Here is a 21171-nt window from a genome sequence, read left to right on the forward strand (position 1 = left end):
TCTTAATTCCTTTCTGTTAATATCTTTCTTGGCTCATATCTATTTATATATATAATTCCAATACTAACAGATATAACACCAAGTAATAATGCTATTAAACTAATTATTAAAATGGCCTCTCCATTTAAATGTGTATTTAAACTTTCTAATTTTGGTACTTGTTGTTGACTTCCAACAGTAAATGTAAATGACGATGAGATATCATTTTTAGCTTCTAATTGACTTTTTAATAACATATTTGAAACTGGTTGTGATGAAAAACTACCAATACTTAACCCTACAACTAATGAAAGAGTCATCATTGATAATGTTTCAAATATGAAACCTAAAGCAACCTTTCCCTTTTTCATTCCCATAGCTCTTAATACACCAATTTCATATTTTCTTTCACGAATGCTTAAAATTGAAATTAAGATTAATACGCTACTACCAAATCCTAAAACTAAAATCATAAATATATTTGAAATCTTTTTTAGTCCTTCTACTGGTTTAACAATGTTATTATAACTTGCAGCATCTATAGATACATCATACAATTCACTTAATCCCTTATCATGAGCTTCTTCATTAAATTTATTCAATAAATCTGGAGATTTCAAATAATACTTTGCTTCAATAGCAACTGAATCATCTTGTACTTTTTTATCATATTCTTTTAAAGTATTATAAGTTGTAATAATCTCATTTTTTCTATTAATCATAGGATGTTTAATTCCCAAATCTTCTCCCTTTACCCCGTCAAAGTATATTCCTGAAATAGTTAGTACTAAAGTTTTTGAATCACTTTGGTCTTTTGGATTTTGAGCTTTAAGAACACTTCCAACTTTTAAGTTATTTAATTTAGCGAAATCTTCACTTATTATTGCTTCACCATCATTTTTGGGAGACTTACCATCTATAATTTTTCTTGCACCACTTTCAAATTCTTTAGTTCCCATTGGATTAAGTCCACCTAAAATATTTAAATTAGGGATTTTCATGTTTGAAGATATATTTCCTCCATTAGGTCCAATTACAGATACATTTCCCATATTAGGTTCTTGTATTTCCTTTTGATCTAAAGATTTAATGTTATCGCTATAACCCCTATAACTTGAACTCATTATTGCTTCTTTAACATATTCTGATTTTGATAATTCTTCATATACCTGATTTGATATATTAAAATCTTTTGGATTATAAGTACCATTTGCTATTTTCTCATTTTGTTTTTCTTGGTTTGCTTGAATAAATACTTCTGAACCAAATTTATTTTTATAATCCTCTATTATTCCCTTAGCTGTAGTATTAATTATAATTGATATAGCTGTGCATGAAAGTATTGCTATCATTATAATTCCAAGCAAACTATTTCTTCCCTTGTTTCTTGCTAAGTTTTTTAATGCATTTTTGAATATATACATATATAACTCATCCTTTCTAAAATTTATTACAAGTGAATTATAATAAATTAAGTGTTAACTCAATGTTAACCATAATACTAAATTTTATTAATTTATATATTCTGAAAAGGATAAATAGAAACAAGCGCCTTTGTCTATTTCACTATCAACTAATATTACTCCATTGCATAAATCACATACATGAGACACCAAACTTAAGCCAATGCCATATCCATCTTTATTTAAATCATTAATTCTATACTTATTGTTGAATATTTTTTCTATTAAATTTTTATCCATACCAATACCATTATCCTCAACTTTAATAATTACACTTTTATACTTATTTTTTACTGTCACTTTTATAGGTTTATTTTCACCATATTTTATTGCATTATCAACTAAATTGCTTACCGCACGATATATCCACTTTTCTTTAGCTAAAATATTTGTGTTATTGCATTCAAAATCAAATTTTATATCTTTATAAGTTTTTCTATATGTATCACAAACATTTGCACAAACTAATGCAACATCTATTATGTTCATCTCTTCGTCAGATTTTAAATAGCTTAAAGTTAATATATCATCTATACTGTCAGTAATATTGTCTAAAAACTTAATATATTTTTTATGTTCATCTATTTCTAATTTAGTTCTTAATACTGCTATTGCATTTTTCTGTTCATGAGATATATAGGAATTTAATTTTTTATATTCATATAAATTTTGTTTAAACTTTTCCTCCATATTATAATAGGCGATTCCAAAAGATTTACTTACTAAATATGGATCAAATTCATCATCAAATGTATTTAATTTATTAACAATATTTTCAAGTTCTTTGTTGTGAATTTTATTTAAGAACATCCATAACAAAAAAGATGCAATTATAAGAATACAAAAAAATATAATTACCATTATTACAATATCTTCAAATCCACTTCTTAGATAAATCTTTCCAATATCATCTATAGCTATTAATTTAGTTTCTAGTACTTCATTTTTAATAATCTTATTTTCAAAATAATTTTGTTGATTTAAATATTCATTAACAACTTCACGTTGATTTTTAACATTATCCTCAATTATAATGGCTCTAATATTATTTGATGATGCTTTGTTTTCTATATTTTTAAATGAGTGTTTTATACTATACATTCCAATGCCTATAACTAATGATAATATTAATGAGTATACTATTATAACAATTCCACTTTTAAAATTTACTCTACGCATAACAAGTATCCTTTCCCTCTAACATTAATTAAAACCTCTTTCCCATAAGCACTATTTACTTTGTTTTTCAATCTAGATATATGCACTCTTAATACCGATGAAAATGGATCAAAATTTTCATCATATATATGTTCAACAATTTCCTCGCTTGATACAATAGCTGGGTATTTATAGCATATATACTCTAAAATATCAAACTCTTTAATTGCAAGAGTTAATTCATTTTCATTTATATACACAGTTCTATTAATTGGATTAAGTTGTAGTTTTCCAATACTTATAACTGGATTTGTACGTCCATGAAACCTTCTTATTACTGCATGAATTCTTGCTCTAACTTCTAACAGCTTAAATGGCTTTGTAATATAATCATCCGCACCATTATCTAGGCCTATAGCAAGATCTGAAACTTCATCTCTTGCTGTTATTATTATTATTGGTGTATTCACTAATTTTTCACGTAAATATTTCAATACTTTTATTCCATCAATATCCGGAAGATTTAAATCTAAAAGTATTACATCATATTCGTTTACACTCGCTTTTTCTTCTCCTTCAATTCCTGTATTGGATATATCTATCTTAAAATTCATATTTTCTAACCCTTTTTTCATTGAACTAGCTAATTCTATATTATCTTCTATAATCAATAATCGCATATTAAATACTCCTTACTCTTAATATTACATTTTAATCTTTATATTTTATCAAATCTAATGTTTATTGAAAGTTAATAAATTAACTAATATATTGAGTTTTAGTAATCACACCTACTTTTATTCTTACTAAATACCCTCTCCTTGTATTTCAATAACTTCATCTACCCTAGAATTACTTGAATATGTAAAAACGGTATTAGGTAAAGGCTCAATAAAATCTAAGAAGAACTATAAAATAGATGTTCATAAGAATTGTTATACATATATTTTAAGATATAATGACGCCATAAACCTTCTAAACGAAATTTACCCATATCTTATAATAAATACAAAAAGAAAACGTGCAAAACTTATAATTGATAATTATAAAAAATTAACCCCTAGAAATGGCAGATATACTGAAGAAATGCTGAAAAATAAAATTGAATTTTATAATAAGTTTATTAATACAAAATAAAAAAACACATCAGTAAATTTCTGATGTGTTTAATCTTCTATGGTGGAGGCGAGGGGTCGGTTATTCACATATTTCTATGTGCCCTGACTATATCTTAAACTTGTCGTTAGTTAAGTTTCTTGGCGTATTATAGAGGCTTAGTATAGTTTATATCCTCTATCCTAGTATTCCTTAGTAATTTTATTACTTTAGGAACCTATAAGTCGATACAAGGCTGTTGAGTTTCCTCACATACCTCTCGGTATTACCTTCACCGTCACGTGCTAAGGCTTCACCGATAAAGCCAAGTTATCACTTTGAAATCACTTTCAAAGGCGACTCTTTCACGAATCGAACCCCTGTCCGAAAGCAGACCAATCTGGGCATCTCCGAGTGCAGTCTGCAATTTAACATTCCCTCCAAGTAACGCCTACAGACAGGCTTTACTTTTCAGTAGCTTCATTAATTCCGTCCATAGCTCAAAGCTTTGCTAAGTTCGGTTCCCCACTAATCGACGCCCTATCCTAAGTCGTGGGACTCCTAGGTAGAACGAGCAGCTACTAAGCTGCTAATGCAAAATTATCTTCTGCGTTTACATTTAGTGCATATTTTATTAACGAGGCCACATGCTTCCCTCGACTCGCTTCCCAGACCCATCTTACCCCCGTCGAAGCCAAAACGCCCCCATGTTGTAATTAGGTCTAAACGCAAATTGCATATTCAATTGTATTACTATTTTAATCTTTTAATTAGGTATTGTCAACACATATCACCATTGTAATACTTTCTAACACTTGAAATTATCTCTATGGAAAATATTAATTTATACTTTAATAGTATATTCAAATTTAAATGTTTTAGACCTATTCTATAACTTTTTCTAAATTTGTTATAAGTTCACCTATATCCTATACATAAAATTTGTTTATTAAAGACTCTATTTTTCACATATACAAAGAACTTAGTTCTGAGTATTTAGTAAATCATATACTTAAATATCGTAATTATTTAGATACTGTTTTAGCTATTGCTAAATCTTATATACAATAAAAAATCCAGAATATCTACTGGATTTTTTACTTTAACTTATTTGTGCTAAATAATATTTATTATTTATTTCTACTGCAATTGTATTGTTATTTTCTTTAATGCTGTATATTTTTCCATAATTCCAAGTTATTCTTTGCTGTTTTGATAACTCTTTAGGCTCTAACTCAACTTTCATTAATTCACTTTTAGGTATTTCTTTTTTTGTATTATTATCAAATGTAATACTTTTAGGTATGATTCCTAAGTATTCTCCTAATTTCCCACTATCAATTGTTTTGTTAGTTATTTGATAAGTTTTTTCCCCACTTAAAATTTGAGTGCAATTATTAAGATTTATAGTAAAATTATCATTAGCATTACTTCCTTCATTATCTATTGTTTCAAATTTAATAATTAAACTATTGTCTGTCACATTTCCACTTGGTATAGCCTTGTGAAGCTTTCCATTTGCAATTACAATTAACTCATTATAATTCTGATTTCCCTTTATAGTGTACACATTGTTATATGGTACAATGTATTTTGCTTCATTTTCTACACCCTCAGCTATTTCTTTTAAATCTTTAATGACTTTTGATGTTATCTCTTTTTCTTTTAAGACTTTATAATTTGAGTCCATAACAACATATTTTTGAATATAGCCCACCCATTCACCTATATTTTCATTATCTATAATTTCATTAAGCACTGTATACTTTGTTCCATTATAAATAAATTGTGTTCCATCTTCATTATTTATTGTACAAATAACTTTTCCTTTTTTACTATAATCTATATATTTATCAACAATGCCACATCCAATAAATGACATGCTAATTATCATAACTAATATAATTCCAACTATTTTTTTCAACTTCTAAACACTCCTTATATAGGGTTCCAAGTTCAAATTCAAAGTAATCTTTTTATCAAATGATACTACTAATCTTATTTGTTTATTCTATTATCATGTTAGGAACCAAGTAAAAAGTAAGAGTGAAAAGTGAAAAGCTATGGTAGTTATTACTCTCTTTGTTCCTAATATCTAAAAATAGCAGCACATAAAACTTGTTTCCCTATATTATTAAAATTATTTATTTGCATACATTCTAACTTAGCACTAATCATGAGTTTTTCTGCCTTCCCACTTTTCAAACCATAAAACACCAAGTATTGTTATTATTACAAAGCTTATTAATGCTATAGGCATTCCTTTATTAAATTCAATTGTAGCTAATTTACTCATACTAATTTTTATATTTTCTGTGTTTTCTAGTCCTTTAAACTTTATAAAGTCTTCAAATTTCACATAAGGAATGGACTCAAATCTTCCAGACCATGCCCAAGGTATAAATTGCCATATTCTATCACCAAGTCCTGTTTGAAGTAATGTACCCCAAACACCACCCCCTACACCAATTGCAATGGTTGGTCCTATTCCAAATGCAATGCTTACTATTAAGTAGAAACCATACAAAAATAATGTACCTATAATGGTAAATAATGTTCCATATAAAAAAATTCCATAACTAATATTTGTTCCATTATATATAAACTTCATTCCTAAAAGTAATATACCTGTGGATATAAACATGTCCACTATAGTTATAATAACAAGCATAGTTAGTTTACTAAGATATATTTTATGTCTTGCCATAGGCTCTGTTATTAAACCTCTAAAGTTGCCTGCACTTTCTTCTACCATGATATTGAGTCCTGTTAATATTGATGCCATCATTGGAAGTGCCACCCCTAATGTTTGAAAATATATATCATATATTCTTATTTGCCATGAGTAATCCATTTTATAACTTGATATATACATTAAAATAAATATTGGAAAAATTATTGGTGTTATAAGAACTATATATCTAAATACTGTTCTTTTAGTCTTCATCCATTCTGCTTGAAGCATTTTATTTTTCCTCCTTTTTCGCAAACCAAATTGAAGTTAATATTGTTAAAACTAAAAATCCTAAAAGTCCTACTATAATCCCTACTGGTATTACTGATGGATTTAAAAGTTTATCACCATTTTCCAATAAACAACCATTAGGATGTATTTTAACTATTGGACACATAAGCCTCATACTTAAACTCCATGGCCATAAAAACCACTTATCACCTATTGTGACAATTACCTCTACAATTACGCCTAATCCACTTATTGCAATAGCAAAAAATGTTCCGAACTTTTCTGCCACAAATAAACATATTGGTATTAATAAAAGTGTTGTAATCCATATAACTAAAACGCCTGAAATTACACTTATCATATCTAACTTTAATCCCGAAAATATTAATCTCACTATTAATATATTTGCTATAAACATTAACGAAGATAAAAATGTATAGCTTCCAATTGCTATTACTTTGGAAATCCACATATTTTTAATATTTATATCTTTAGACTTTAATGTTCTATACTGACCTGCTTTCTTTTCTCTAATTACTGAAAGTGCACATAAAATTGCTATTGTAAATGGCATTATAGCAAGGCTCCACCAATTTATAACATTCTGATAAAAATACATATTCATCCATATTGAATAAATTAAAACATACATAGGTGCTATAAATACAAGTTTTTTTGCAAATGTATTTTTATACTTTAAAAACTCCGCTTCTATCATTCTTATCATATTTCTCCTCCAAATCTAGGTTTTAAAATCCACATTAATTTTCAACTTTCAATGAATATTACTCAGATATAACTTCCATAAATAATTTTTCTAAGTCTTCATCTCTATTTATTTTATTTTGGTACTTTAATTTACCTTTATATATAATTCCTATATATTCTGCTATTTGCTCTACTTCTGATAAGATGTGACTAGATAATATAATTGTTATTCCACTTTCCTTTAACGACTTAATTAGAGTTCTTAAATCCTGTATACCTAAAGGATCTAGTCCATTAGTTGGTTCATCTAATATAAGAAGTTTTGGATTATTTAAAAGTGCTATTGCAATTCCTAGCCTTTGTTTCATACCTAATGAAAACTCTGATGATTTTTTCTTTCCTGTATCTTTTAAATCAACAATTTCTAAAACCTCATCTATTCTGCTTTCTGGAAGTTTTAAAAGTTTTGTATGAACTCTTAAATTTTCTCTTGCTGTTAAATTTCCATAAAATGCTGGAGATTCTATAAGTGCTCCAATATCTCTAAGATCTTTTCTATTCCATGGATGTCCATCAAAAATTATTTCTCCAGATGTAGGATACAAAAGTCCTGTAAGCATTTTTAGTGTAGTTGATTTTCCTGCACCATTCGGTCCTAAAAAACCATAAATTGTACCTTCCTTTATTTTTAAATTAATATCATCAACAGCTACCTGCTTTTTAAATTGTTTTTTTAAATTTTTAGTTTCTAAAAAATATTCATTCATTGTAATTCTCCCCTTCGTTTCTTTCTATATCTAGACTAACAAACAAATCTAAGGATTTTATAAGGATATCTTTAGATTCATAAAAAAAATAGAGAAGAAAAATTTCTCCTCTATTAAACCTTAATGTTATTTAATTCTTTTATATAAAATTCAACGGTTGCTCCACCATTCAAATTATTATATGCCTTTATTTCTCCATTATAGTTATTAACAATCTTTTTTGCTATATAAAGGCCTAATCCAAAATGATTTTTATAATCCTCATCTTGATAAAATGCAGTAAATAATTTTTCAGTATCTTTTTGTTTAAATCCACTTCCTGTATCGCTGCATTTAAAATTTATTTTATCATCTTCACTATATACAGAAATATTTATTTCTCCTTGTTTTGTAAATCTTAAACTATTATAAATAATATTATTAAGTACTCTAATTATCATAGATTCATCTAACATATAATTGTCCTTTTCAAGATTTGTTTCTAAATTGACTTCTATATTATTTTTATTAGCTTCATATTTTACTTCTGTTATTTTTTCATAAAGTAATTTTTTCAAATCTATATTTTCATTTTTCAATAAAAAATCTGTATTTTCAACTTTATATAATAATGAAAGATTATCAGTTAACATAGTCATCCTATCACAATTTTTATTTATAATTTTACTATGCTTATCCATGTTAAAATCTTTTCTATCTTTTAAATCATCCACAAGTTCAAGCTGTGTTTTTATAACTGTTATTGGAGTTCTTATATCATGTGCTATAGATGAAACCATCATTCTTCTCTCATTATCAAGTTTTGTTAAATTATCTATATTTTCTTTTATGGTATTTATCATCACATTAAAAGCATCTTGAATTTTACTGAATTCAAAGCCTTTTATTCCACTCATTTCAAAATTGAAGTTTCCATTTGAAACACTTTCTGCTCCATTTAATAAAACATTTATATTGTTAGCCATATATTTGTACAATTTTGATGTAAATAGCACTAAAAATAGTGCAAAATAAATTAATGGAGTAAATAACATAACCATATATACAATTGTTGTTACTGGTCTATCACTAAAATTATTAATTACATATCCAAAAGGAGCTTTTAATACATATACACCTTTTATTGAATTGTTGCTTCTAATTGGTACATATCTATAAACATAATTATCAACTACTTCTTCTTGATTTATATTATTAATAACTATGGTATCACTTCTTAAAACTTTATTTTCTCCGTATAAATGTTTTCCATTTATATCAACAACTTCTCCACTTATATCTTTATTGTATTTATTTAAATCTATTATATTACCATCTAATATAGCACTTTCATTATTCTTTATACTGCCTTCTATATCATCTAAAATGCTTACATAATAATCTGCATATTTACCTTTACTATCAATAGCTATCCATGAAAATAATGCTATATATGTTGCAATAGATGCTACAGCTGTAAACATACATACTTTAAGTACTAGAATATAAAATTGCCTTTTTAGTGTTTTATTTTTTCTCATTTTTTATCTCCCATTTATAACCTAAGCCATAAACAGTTGTAATGTATGACATATCTTTATCTATAGCTTTTATCTTTTTTCTTATATTTTTTATGCTTTCTGTAACAGTGTCTAGATAACTCTCTGAGTCTAATCCCCAAACATTTTCAAATATCTTTTCCTTTGAAAATACTAAATTTTTATTAGTAATTAAAAGTTTTACTATTTTATATTCATTTTTGGTTAATTGTAGTTTTTCACTATTACATAAAACTTCCTTCGCATTTATATCTATAACTACATTGCCAGAACTTAATATATAAGTTTCCTTATTTCTTATTCGTTCTTCTCTTCTTATATGACACTCAACTCTAGCCTTTAATTCTTTTAAGCTAAATGGTTTTGTAATATAATCATCTCCCCCAACTGAAAGTGCTTCTATTTTATCTTCTTCTAATGTTTTTGCACTAACAAATATAATTGGACATGCTATTTTTTCTCTTATTATATTACAAAGTTCTAATCCATCCATCCCTTCCATCATTATATCTAATATAATTAAATCAAAGGGATTGTTTATAATACTTAATGCTTTTACAGCACTTTCAGCAGTTTCTACTGAGTAACCATATAGCTCTAAATATTCCTTTACTGTTATGCAAATATCTTCATTATCATCAACAATTAAAATTTTTTTATCCACATAAAACACCTCACTTATCTACAATTATATAATAATTTTAAAATTTTAAAATTACAATAATGTTTTACAAGGTTGAAACCTCGCCTACAAAAGGTATTGTTGAAATCCCTACCACAGAAGGTGTTGTTGAAATCTTGTGGATTTTACATAAAAAATAAAGCACATCAAATAATTATGTGCTTTATTCTATCTTACATTTCTCTTGTTAATTCTTTTTTATTTTTTATGCAATTTGAAATTGTCTTTTCCCTTACTGTAGTTTTTGCAAATTTTGATATTAATATCATTACTATTGTTGTGATTGATGCTATTCCAAAAATGATTAACATATAACGGCTTTGAATTGTATCTATTACAAAAAACTTTCTTACAAAAGGTATCATAAAAGATATAGCAAATAATATACTCATTGAAGCAACTATAATTAATCTATATAAATTTAGTGGTGTAGCTACTTTTAATAAAACAACCATACTTAATGTACCAAATGTTGCTACTGCAAGTGTTCTACATTCTTCTAGTGATGCTCCAGTATAATGTCCTATAATAAACATAATTATTGTACTTATTCCTATTAATGCTCCATTTGGAATTGCAACTTTCATTACCCTTTTTAAGAACCCTTCTTTTATCATATCTTTATTTGGTGACATTGATAAAAAGAATGATGGTATACCAATAGTTAAACTACCTAAAAGTGTCATTTGTATAGGTATCATTGGGTATGGCAATCTAATAAGAGCAAATACCACTGCTAATATTATAAAATATACTGTCTTAGTTAAGAACAATTCTGATACTTTTTCTAAATTATTTATAAGTTGTCTTCCTTCTGAAACTACATGTGGAAGCGCTGTAAAATCTGAATTCATAAGAACAAGTTGTGCTACTGACTTAGTTGCATCTGCCCCCTCAGCCATAGCAATTCCACAATCTGATTCTTTTAATGCTAAAACATCATTAACACCATCACCTGTCATTGCAACAGTGTGTTTATTAGCCTTTAATCCAAGAACTATTCTTTTCTTCTGATGTGGTGTTACTCTTCCAAAAACACAAGTTTTCTCCACCATCTTATTAAATTCTTCTTCGTCTTCTGGCAAGTCTTTTGCATCTACATAACTTTCAGCATTTTCAATTCCAACCTTTTTAGCTATAGCTGATACTGTTACTGGATTATCTCCTGATATTATCTTTATTCCAACATCTTGTTTCTTGAAATATTTTATAGCTTCCTCTGCATTTTCCCTTATTATATCCTCAATAACTATTAATGCTTCTTTTGTTACTTCTCCTTCTAAGTTATCACTTAGTACCCCATTAACCTTAGCTAAAAGAATTACTCTATTACCTTTTTTAGCTTCATTTTCAACACTTTCTGCTATCTCACTATACCTATCTTTAAGTATCATTTCAGGTGCACCTAAAACCCATACACCATCATTTTCAACTTCTATTGCTTTCCACTTTCTTTTAGATGAAAATGCTATCTTGTTTTTTATCTTAAGATGAGGATTATCATTAAATCTCTCTAAAATTGCTTTATCTGTTTGATTAGATGTATTAAAACTATGTGAAATTGCTGCAATTATCTCTTCTATTTTTTCTTTTTTTTCTTTTCCTATAGTTAAAATTTCACTTACCTTTAAATCACCTTTAGTTATAGTTCCTGTTTTATCTAAACATAAAACATCTACCCTTGCTAATACCTCTGTTGCTGGCAATTCTTGAACTAAAGTTTTCCACTTTGCAAGTCTCATAACTGCAAGCATAAATGTTGTGCTTGTTAATAGTACAAGTCCTTCTGGAATCATACCAATTACACCTGAAACCGCACCCATTATAGAATCTTCTAAACTTCCTCTTCCATTTAATAACTGACTTCCAATTAGTAATATTGCAATTGGAAACACAATCCACATAATAGTTTTAAATATCTTATTTATATCTTTTTGTAACTTTGAATTTATAACTTTAAACTTTTTAGCTTCATTAGCAAGTTTTGCTGCATATGTGTTTTGACCAATTGCTATAACTTTTGCATATGTCATTCCTGATGTTACAAAACTTCCTGATAACAATTTGTCACCTTTTGTTTTCAGTATTGGATCTGTTTCACCAGTAATCATAGATTCATCTACTTCTATTTCATTATCTTTAACCATTTCACAGTCTACTAATATTTGTTCCCCTGCTCGTAATCTTAAAATATCATCTAAAACTATCTCTTGTACATTTATATCATTTAAACTATCATTTCTTAATGCTTCAACCCTTTTTTCACTTATAACTGATAATTTTTCAAGTATTTTTTTTGCTTTTAACTCTTGAAATGCTCCAACTATTATATTTGCAATTACTATTATTGCAAAAAAAGCATTTTTAAATGATCCTGCTAAAAGCACTACTACTGCAAGACTTAAATTAATCATATTATAACTAGTAAATATATTGGCTCTAAGAATTTGTCCTAATGTACGAGAAGGTGGCTTAGGTATTGTATTTACATTACCCTTACACACTCTAATTTTTACTTCTTCAGTGGTAAGACCTTTTATCCTCATATTGCTTTCCATAATAACACCTCTATTCCCATATCCGTTTAATATCTATCTAAAATAATAACTTCATAGATTTTTTTTAATTGCATTTTATAGTTAATAACTTATTTGAATTTATTGTATAATATGTAACCTTAAGTATATAGTATATCCTATAAATCCCAAATTATAAATTATTTTAACTTTTCCCCCAATATTATAGGGTTCCAAGCTAAAATTTAAAATAATAGCTTCCTCAAATGATACTACTAATCTTACGATTTATTTCTATATTTATATTTGGAACCAGTTGACAATTGAAAATTGACAATTGACAGTTATGGTTAATATTACTCATTTCATTCCTAATATTTAAAATAGAAATACATAAAAACTACGTTTTATATTGTGTTTAAATAATTTGCTTTGTAAATCTAATAGAAAATCATTCTTTAAAATTGGAAATCCAATTTTTACATTCAGTTTCAATTTTCAATTAAATTAATTAGATTCTCAACTTAAACATGAATAACTTAAAGTTTTAATTTGGATTCCTACATAAAATTTCAAGTTAATATTTTATTTTATTCATTATTTTTAATTTTTCTTTCCATATTAAAACCTTATATATCTATATTAATCATAAATTCTTAAAAACATATTAATATAAATATTAAGAAATTCTTAAGATTATATATTTTTTTATAAATGCTTTCTTATTTCTAATTATACAGTTTTAACCTTAAATAAAAGATACAATAACATTAAATTTACCTTACATTTTTGAAATATAAGATTTTTTAATATCTTAATTATATTTCAATACATTTGTTCTTTTTACATATATTGTATGATAGAATAAATTTAATATAAATTTGTGAGGTTATTTTTATGATTGATATGACAGAAGGAAATATTAATAAAAGAATTTTAAAATTTGCACTACCTATGATTCTAGGAAATATATTTCAACAAGTATATAATTTAGTTGATTCTATTGTAGTTGGAAAATTTATAGGAGCAGATGCATTAGCATCAGTAGGTTCATCTTTTGCTATAATTGTCTTTATAAATTCAATTATAATTGGTTTATCTATGGGTGTTGGTATTATTCTATCTCAATTTTATGGATCTAAGGATTTTGATAAATTTAAAGAAACTACATTTTTATCATTTATTTTTATAGGGTGTATTACTATTTTTTTAATGGTACTCTCCTTATATTTCATAGATTCTATTCTTTTATTGTTTAATATGCCTTTAGAACTTATTAATGATTCAAAAGAGTATTTAATAATTATTTTACTTGGATTAATATTTACATATATCTATAATTTATCTACATCTCTACTTAGAGCCATTGGAGATTCTAAACGCCCCTTATATTTTTTAATCATAGCTTCAATAATCAACATAGTTTTAGACCTACTTTTTGTTATAAAGTTTAATTTAGGAATTAAGGGTGTTGCTATAGCTACAGTAATTGCACAAGCTGTATCTGGTTTTATAAGCATTATTTATACTTATATAAAATTAGATTTTTTAAGATTTGATAGAAAATGTATAAAAGTTCATAAAGATACATTAAAATCAGTTATTAAATATTCTACATTAACTGCCCTTCAACAATCCATTATGAATTTTGGGATACTAATTGTACAAGGTCTAGTTAATACCTTTGGTTCTACTGTAATGGCAGCTTTTGCAGCAGGAGTAAAAATAGATTCTATTGCATATATGCCTGTACAAGATTTTGGAAATGCATTTTCTACTTTTGTTGCTCAAAATAAAGGTGCTGAAAAAATTGACAGAATAAAACTTGGAGTAAAAAGCTCTATTAAAACTATCATTATATTTTGCTTTATTACTTCAACATTAATCCTTGTATTTTCAAAGCAAATAATGTTATTATTTGTTGATAAACATGAAACTTCCGTTATATCACTTGGAATAGAATATATATCTGTTGTTGCAATATTTTATGTTTTAATAGGATTTTTGTTTATGTTTTATGGTTTATATAGAGGCCTTGGACTATTGAAAATCTCTATAATTTTAACTATAGTATCTTTAGGAACAAGAGTATTACTTGCATATATTCTTTCTTCTACATCATTAGGGGCAAGTGGAATTTGGTGGTCTATACCTATTGGTTGGGGACTTGCCGATATTTTAGGTTTTATGTTATATAAAAAGTTTATAATTAAGTGTAATAAACAAAATTATATAAAGGTGGCGAAATAAAGTGAATTGTTTAGTTTTATATTCTTCATTAACTGGTAATACAAAAAAAATTGCTTATGCTATTTATGATGAAATAACTAGCTCAAAAGATATTTTTGAATCAAATTCTAGTATTAACTGTGATAATTATGATACTATCTTAGTTGGATATTGGGTTGATAAGGGACTTTGTGATACTAATTCTAAACTAATTTTAGAAAATTTAACTAATAAAAATGTAATTCTATTTGGCACTTTAGGGGCTAAAGATTCTGGTGCCTACTATGATAAAATAAAACTCAAGGTGGAATCTCTTTTAGATAACTCTAATAAATTGCTCGGACACTTTTTATGTCAAGGAAAAATTAATCCTAAATTAACTGAAAGATATAAAGAGTTACTTAAAACAAATCCTAGCGATGAACATGCCAAAGCTCAAATTGAAAATCATAAAAATGCCAGTACCCATCCTGATGATATTGATATTTTAAACGCAAAAAATTTTATAAAATCTTTGTTATAATAAATAATGGATTTCAATTTTGTAATTGAAATCCTTTTTTTTATATTTATTATTAATAAAAATCTTAAAACTTCAAATACTATACTATAGGTTTTAAATTTCATTTTAAACTTATAATTTTACTAATTAAGATATTCTTAAATTAATACTTAAAGTTATTTAAAATATTTGAGAAAGTATCTTATTTTCAAGTTTATAAAATATTTATAAATTTATCGAAGGAGCAGATTTATGAAAAAATTTTTTCTATCTAATTTATGGATTTACTTTGTGGTGTTTTTTATTATTTCCGTAATTTTATGCAATACAAGTGTATGTTTTGCACAAAATGCACCATCTTTTCAACATATAGAAACTTATATTAATAATCACTTTAATTCTAGAAATCAATCTATTTTTAATGGTAACATTAGTTCTATTGCTTCAAAATACAATACCTCTGTTGAGGATGGACGATATGCTCTTGACCATGAAGTTCGACGAATAAAATATCTTAGAGATTGGGCTTCTCAAAGAGGCATAACATTTACAAGTATTAATTCTAATGTAGTATTTAAAAACATGAATATTTCTTCTAATGGGGCGAATTTTAGAGTTGATGAAGAATGGATTTTTAAATATATATATGATTCTGATGAAAACCCTACTGAGAATATCTTTGGAATAAATTTATTTCATATGATTGACCTTATAAATACGAAAAATGATTTAATAATCAATAAAGATTGGTATTTAGATTGCTTTGAAGATGCCTTAAAATCTTATGATGGAAATTATTCTGAATTATTACTACCATCTCCAACAAAACAAATATTTGATTTTTCAAATATAAACTATGAAAATGTTGTTATTAATTCCACTGATACATATAATCGATTAAAAGCTATTGAGTATGCTGATAAATTTTCTGGAGTACCCTCATTAAGCCAAAATACAGATAAATATAACAATAAATATATTAATTTTACTGGTGCTGGAGGAAATTGTACAAATTATGTATCTCAATGTTTAGGTGACGTAAATGCTGGAAATTTAAAAAAAGATTTTACGTGGTATACATTAACTAAAGACAATATCCATTCTGATTATTCTCCAGCCTGGGTAAATGCTGATGCATTTAGAAATTATTTTGTTTATGGTGGTAGAGGAACACTACTACAAAAAGGAACTTTTAAAGACATTGTTAATAATTATTCTCCCAATGATGATATAACTATAAATAAGCTTGCTCCTGGTGATGTAATCTCATATGCAAAAGGAAATGACATTGATCATACAGCTATTATAACAGCTTTTGATAATCATGGTTATCCATTAATAAATTCACACACTGTTGATAGATATCATGTTCCATTTGATTTAGGTTGGGGTGATGATAACATTTTATTTCATTTAATTCATGTAAAATAGTAAACAAAAGCCTTAAAGCATTTATTATGCTTTAAAGCTTTTTTGTCTTAATATCTCATTCTTTCTTTTAACTGTCTATCAATTTCCCTCTTGTGTGCTTTTTCAAGCATTGCATCTCTCTTATCGTAATTCTTTTTACCTCTACACACTCCAAGATTAACCTTTACTCTTCCATCCTTTAAATAAAGTGCTAATGGAATTAATGTAAGACCTTCTTGTTGAATAAGTCCTGACAACCTTCTTATTTCTTCTTTATGTAGAAGTAATTTTCTATCTCTTAATGGATCTACATTAAAAATATTTCCTTGTTCATAAGGACTTATATGCATTCCAACTATAAACACTTCACCATTTCTAATTTCTGCATAACATTCTTTAACATTTGCTTTTCCAGCTCTTATTGATTTAACTTCTGTTCCAACAAGCTCTATTCCTGCTTCCATTCCTTCTTCAACAAAATAATCATGCCTTGCTTTTCTATTTTCAACTAATGTTTTATTTTCTTTTCTTTTATTAGCCATTTTTACACCTTCTTTTTCCTAAAATAAGAAAACATAAATTCTATTTCTCATTAACGATATTTTAACAAAAAATCACTTCATATACTATATTATTTCCAACTTTAAGTTATAATTTACAATATAATTATAACACATAGTCTAATTTATATGATTCCAATCTCAAATTCAAAGTAATCTCTTTCTCAAATGATACTATTAATCTTATAGGTTATTGCCATTTTTATATTGTTTTTGACTAATTTGCTCTGCAAATTTAATAAAAAATCATTCTTTAAAATTGGAAATCCAATTTTTACATTCACTTTCAACTTTCAATTTTCCATTTTTAATTAAATTAATTAGAATTCTCAACTTAAATAAGAGTAATTTCATTTTTCAAATTAGAACCCTACATAGTTTCATAATATTAAATATAACATGTGACATATAAAACGTAATTTTATATGTCACAAAATAATTATATAATAACTTTTTAATAGGCATTTTCCTTTTTTATGAACGTCCAACAAATTCAATGCTAAACAATGCAGAACTTACAGTGCTTGGAATTTCATATCTAACTCTTGCATATGCACCATATAGATTAGACTCAAGTATTCCCTGTCCATTATCGATTAATACTTTTCGTGAATTTAAATCTTCTGTATAAGTTCCATTTGGAAGTCCTGGCTCTGCTGTCAATTCTATAGTTAATGTTGCTGTTTCATTTATATTAGAATATACAAAATATGAGTAATCTTTAAGTTGTCCAATATTAACAGTTCCAGCTACACCTTCACTACTTGTTGCAGTAAAATCCCAAGTGGTGTACGTTTGAAAATATCCACCTACTATAACTGTTGCTGAATTACTTACATTTACTTGTACTATACCATTACTTGTTACTTTAATAGGTGTTGATACTCCACTATCATTAATTCCATTTGCTAAAATCATCAACTTGGAAGCCACATCATTAAAAACAATAGTATTAGCCATATGCTTCACCTTATATCATTATTTAATAGCTATATATTTTTATATAACTATATATTATTATATGCCTAACAAATATAATTTGATATTTTAAATATCATATATTACTTATATTTTTATAATGTTAAATTTATATATTAAAGTATAAAATATCTATACTCTCTTCATCAAGTTTGTCAAATTCCTTTAATGACCTTATAATCTCCTCTAAAGCCATAGGTGTATATCCATTTCTTTCATATAATTTAGCTAATTCTAATAGACAATTTTTGCTATTTATATAATTTAATGATTCTACTGCCTTTTCAAACAATTCAAATTCATTTGCCCTTATTAAAACTTGTAATAGATTTATAATTTCCTTTAATATAGGTTCATCAAATTCTTTTTCAATCTTATTTCCTGCACATAAATCATATATAAGTTTAATTGCAGCTTTTTTATTTTCATCATTAATTACTTCAAAGTCTTCATCTAAAATTAACTTATTGGTAATAATTTTTATAAGAATTATATATGCTTTTGAATCATTAAAGTAAGGTGATTCTTTGGGCATTCTTATTAATTGATAATATGCCCTTTCTGGTTTATTTAAATATATCAAAATTTTAGATAATACATCTATTAATATATCTGTTGCTACTTTTTGATTTTGATCTAAACTATATTGTAGTGCCTCTTCATAATATTTAAGTTCAGTAATTATAATTATAAATAACGTCATATTATTTACATCATTTAAATCAAAAATGCTTTTCAGTTTATCTATTGTTTTTTCTTTTCCAAGTGATTTATCATAACATTTTGCAATATTAAAATATTGTCCCCAATTTTCACTATTTGACTCTAAACACTTTTCAAAATTATTTATAGCCTCATCATAATCTTTTAATTTAAAATAAATATTTCCTAATTCATAATACGCTCTAAATGTAGACGCTCCATTTATAAATCTTAAATGAATTGGTGCTTCACCCATGCTTATACACTTTTCATATTCTTTAATTGCTAAAGTATATTTTTTCTGTTTTGCTAGTGTTAATGCTTTGTAAAAATATAAGTCCGTGAAATCTGGAAAGAAACTTATTCCTTCATCAATGCCTTTAATAGCCTCTTCATACTTTTTCATATCAAATAATAACATTATTCTTCTTAATATTAATTTGTTACCATAACCTTCACTTGGATTCATAACATTATATGCAGTATTAAAATGTTTTAATGAATTTTCCAAATCACTCATTGCATAATATTCAACTGCCATATTAAAATTTTGGAATGGATTAAATGGATCTTTTTTTAATTCTTCATTTATTAATGTCATATTTCTTTGTCTTTTTTGCTTTTCATCTATAACTGATTGAATATATCCTAAATGATATATTCTAATATCTTCATTTACAAATTTAGAGTAATCAGTGACTCCTTCTTTACTAATTACTTGTTCATGTATAGCTCCATTATATTTATACTTTCCATTATTTCTTAAAAGCCTTAAATTTAAATTATATGAAAAGTTTTTTTTATCATTTTCATTTATAAGACTTAATGTTTTAAAATAGTGGCCATCTTTTTCAGAAGTATTTACGATTTCTATAAATTTCTCTATATCTTCTCTTTCAAAAATATCATCACCATCTAATACTAATATCCAATCTTTTGTAGCATTTTCCACATACACATTTCTTGCATTAGCAAAATTATTATCCCATTTATAATGATATATCTTAGCATTGAACGACTCTGCAATTTCTATTGTTTTATCCTCTGAACCCGTATCTACAATTATTATTTCATCAACTAAGTCCTGTACACTTTCTAAGCACTTTCTTAAAAATCTTTCTTCATTTTTAACTATCATACCTAAACTTACAGTTTTTTTCTTTTCCATTATAAAAAACCCCTTATATATTAATTATAAATAATCTCATTTTTAATTTAGTAAATGACGTATAGTTTTCTATACGTCATTATAAAAATAAAATGTCAATTTATGCTATGATTTCAAAATCATTGTTTAAAATTCTCTATTTAAAGAAATAATTTTAATTAATTATCTTCCTACATAGTAAATATCAAATGTTGCTGCTGCACTTAAAGTATCATAGTATATTCTAGCGTAATTACCATATATAGTTGATGGTATTACTACTGCTGATTTATTTGAACCAAGTGTTACAGTTGCTTGATTATAACTTGTATAATCTCCATCAACATTTGTTGGTGCAACTTCAATATTAAGAATTACTGTTTGCGTACCCTTGTTATAAACAAAATAGGAGTAATCAGTAAGGTCGGAAATATCTTCTACTAAAGTTGTACCTGTTCCATTTGCATTTATACTTGTTGCTGTGCCAACTTGAGTATATCCAATATTTATTGTTCCACCAGCTACTGTTACTGTACCTTGTGTTAATTGTGATACTTGTACTGTACCTGTTACTGATACTGTATTATCTACTTTTACTGATGGTGTATTTGTAATATCTACACTTCCGCTTGCTACTTGTACTGTGCCTGTTACTGGTACTGTATTTGCTACATTTACTGATGGAGCATTACTAATTGCTATGCTTCCACCTGCTACTGTTACTGTACCTTGTGTTACTTGTGATACTTGTACTATACCTGTTACTGATACT

The 21171-nt window shown here is 26.3% G+C and carries 17 protein-coding genes and 1 other RNA gene; 3 read left to right on the top strand and 15 right to left on the bottom strand.

Annotated elements, in window-relative coordinates; all coding sequences use genetic code 11:
- Window positions 1-2: 2 nt before the first annotated feature.
- The 11 genes from BN346_RS12705 to BN346_RS12750 all read right to left on the bottom strand — a co-directional run bounded on the left by BN346_RS12705 (window position 3) and on the right by BN346_RS12750 (window position 12913).
- A complete protein-coding gene (locus tag BN346_RS12705; protein ID WP_040329093.1) occupies window positions 3-1403 on the bottom strand; it encodes an ABC transporter permease in 1401 nt (466 codons plus the stop codon).
- Window positions 1404-1490: 87 nt separating this feature from the next.
- On the bottom strand, window positions 1491-2621 hold the full coding sequence (locus BN346_RS12710; protein ID WP_040329095.1) for a sensor histidine kinase: 1131 nt from the start codon (window positions 2619-2621) through the stop codon (window positions 1491-1493).
- On the bottom strand, window positions 2609-3280 hold the full coding sequence (locus tag BN346_RS12715; protein ID WP_040329097.1) for a response regulator transcription factor: 672 nt from the start codon (window positions 3278-3280) through the stop codon (window positions 2609-2611). The genes BN346_RS12710 and BN346_RS12715 overlap by 13 nt, the downstream gene beginning before the upstream one ends.
- 783 nt (window positions 3281-4063) lie before the next feature.
- Window positions 4064-4394, bottom strand: a transfer-messenger RNA (tmRNA) gene (ssrA, locus tag BN346_RS20985).
- Between the two features lie 403 nt (window positions 4395-4797).
- Window positions 4798-5619 (bottom strand): NisI/SpaI family lantibiotic immunity lipoprotein, encoded by an 822-nt coding sequence (locus BN346_RS12720; protein WP_051540386.1) that lies wholly within the window; start codon window positions 5617-5619, stop codon window positions 4798-4800.
- A gap of 246 nt (window positions 5620-5865) precedes the next feature.
- The gene (locus BN346_RS12725; protein WP_040329098.1) at window positions 5866-6660 is read right to left on the bottom strand and encodes a lantibiotic immunity ABC transporter MutG family permease subunit; all 795 of its coding nucleotides are present in this window, start codon (window positions 6658-6660) and stop codon (window positions 5866-5868) included.
- A gap of 1 nt (window position 6661) precedes the next feature.
- Entirely contained in the window at window positions 6662-7387 is a 726-nt protein-coding gene (locus BN346_RS12730; RefSeq protein ID WP_040329099.1) for a lantibiotic immunity ABC transporter MutE/EpiE family permease subunit, read from the bottom strand.
- 58 nt (window positions 7388-7445) lie between these two features.
- On the bottom strand, window positions 7446-8135 hold the full coding sequence (locus tag BN346_RS12735) for a lantibiotic protection ABC transporter ATP-binding protein (RefSeq protein WP_040329100.1): 690 nt from the start codon (window positions 8133-8135) through the stop codon (window positions 7446-7448).
- Between the two features lie 113 nt (window positions 8136-8248).
- The gene (locus tag BN346_RS12740; protein ID WP_040329101.1) at window positions 8249-9655 is read right to left on the bottom strand and encodes a HAMP domain-containing sensor histidine kinase; all 1407 of its coding nucleotides are present in this window, start codon (window positions 9653-9655) and stop codon (window positions 8249-8251) included.
- Complete coding sequence (locus tag BN346_RS12745; protein WP_040329102.1) at window positions 9642-10337, bottom strand: response regulator transcription factor; 696 nt, start codon at window positions 10335-10337, stop codon at window positions 9642-9644. Before BN346_RS12745 ends, BN346_RS12740 begins: the two co-directional genes overlap by 14 nt.
- A 191-nt stretch (window positions 10338-10528) precedes the next feature.
- A complete protein-coding gene (locus BN346_RS12750; RefSeq protein WP_051540388.1) occupies window positions 10529-12913 on the bottom strand; it encodes a cation-translocating P-type ATPase in 2385 nt (794 codons plus the stop codon).
- 855 nt (window positions 12914-13768) lie between these two features.
- On the opposite strand from BN346_RS12750, the gene BN346_RS12755 reads away from it, so the two are divergent.
- From BN346_RS12755 to BN346_RS12765, 3 genes are all read left to right on the top strand, one after another.
- Window positions 13769-15121 carry an MATE family efflux transporter gene (locus BN346_RS12755; RefSeq protein ID WP_040329103.1) on the top strand — a complete coding sequence of 451 codons (1353 nt, stop codon included), beginning with the start codon at window positions 13769-13771 and terminating at the stop codon, window positions 15119-15121.
- Between the two features lies 1 nt (window position 15122).
- Window positions 15123-15623, top strand: a complete 501-nt coding sequence (gene bilS, locus BN346_RS12760; RefSeq protein ID WP_040329104.1) for a flavodoxin family protein BilS — start codon at window positions 15123-15125, stop codon at window positions 15621-15623.
- Window positions 15624-15854: 231 nt separating this feature from the next.
- On the top strand, window positions 15855-17033 hold the full coding sequence (locus tag BN346_RS12765; protein ID WP_040329106.1) for an amidase domain-containing protein: 1179 nt from the start codon (window positions 15855-15857) through the stop codon (window positions 17031-17033).
- 47 nt (window positions 17034-17080) lie between these two features.
- Here the strand turns inward: BN346_RS12765 and smpB are convergent, their stop codons facing one another.
- The 4 genes from smpB to BN346_RS12785 all read right to left on the bottom strand — a co-directional run.
- Window positions 17081-17554 (bottom strand): SsrA-binding protein SmpB, encoded by a 474-nt coding sequence (smpB, locus tag BN346_RS12770; protein WP_040329107.1) that lies wholly within the window; start codon window positions 17552-17554, stop codon window positions 17081-17083.
- A gap of 492 nt (window positions 17555-18046) precedes the next feature.
- Window positions 18047-18532 carry a hypothetical protein gene (locus tag BN346_RS12775; RefSeq protein ID WP_040329109.1) on the bottom strand — a complete coding sequence of 162 codons (486 nt, stop codon included), beginning with the start codon at window positions 18530-18532 and terminating at the stop codon, window positions 18047-18049.
- Window positions 18533-18659: 127 nt separating this feature from the next.
- The gene (locus BN346_RS12780) at window positions 18660-20420 is read right to left on the bottom strand and encodes a glycosyltransferase (protein WP_040329110.1); all 1761 of its coding nucleotides are present in this window, start codon (window positions 20418-20420) and stop codon (window positions 18660-18662) included.
- A 162-nt stretch (window positions 20421-20582) separates the two neighbouring features.
- Window positions 20583-21171, bottom strand: a 589-nt coding sequence (locus BN346_RS12785) for a DUF6385 domain-containing protein (RefSeq protein WP_040329111.1), incomplete at its 5' end; no start/stop codon positions are given.

The organism is Clostridium ihumii AP5 (assembly GCF_000612845.1).
GTDB lineage: Bacteria > Bacillota > Clostridia > Clostridiales > Clostridiaceae > Clostridium_J > Clostridium_J ihumii.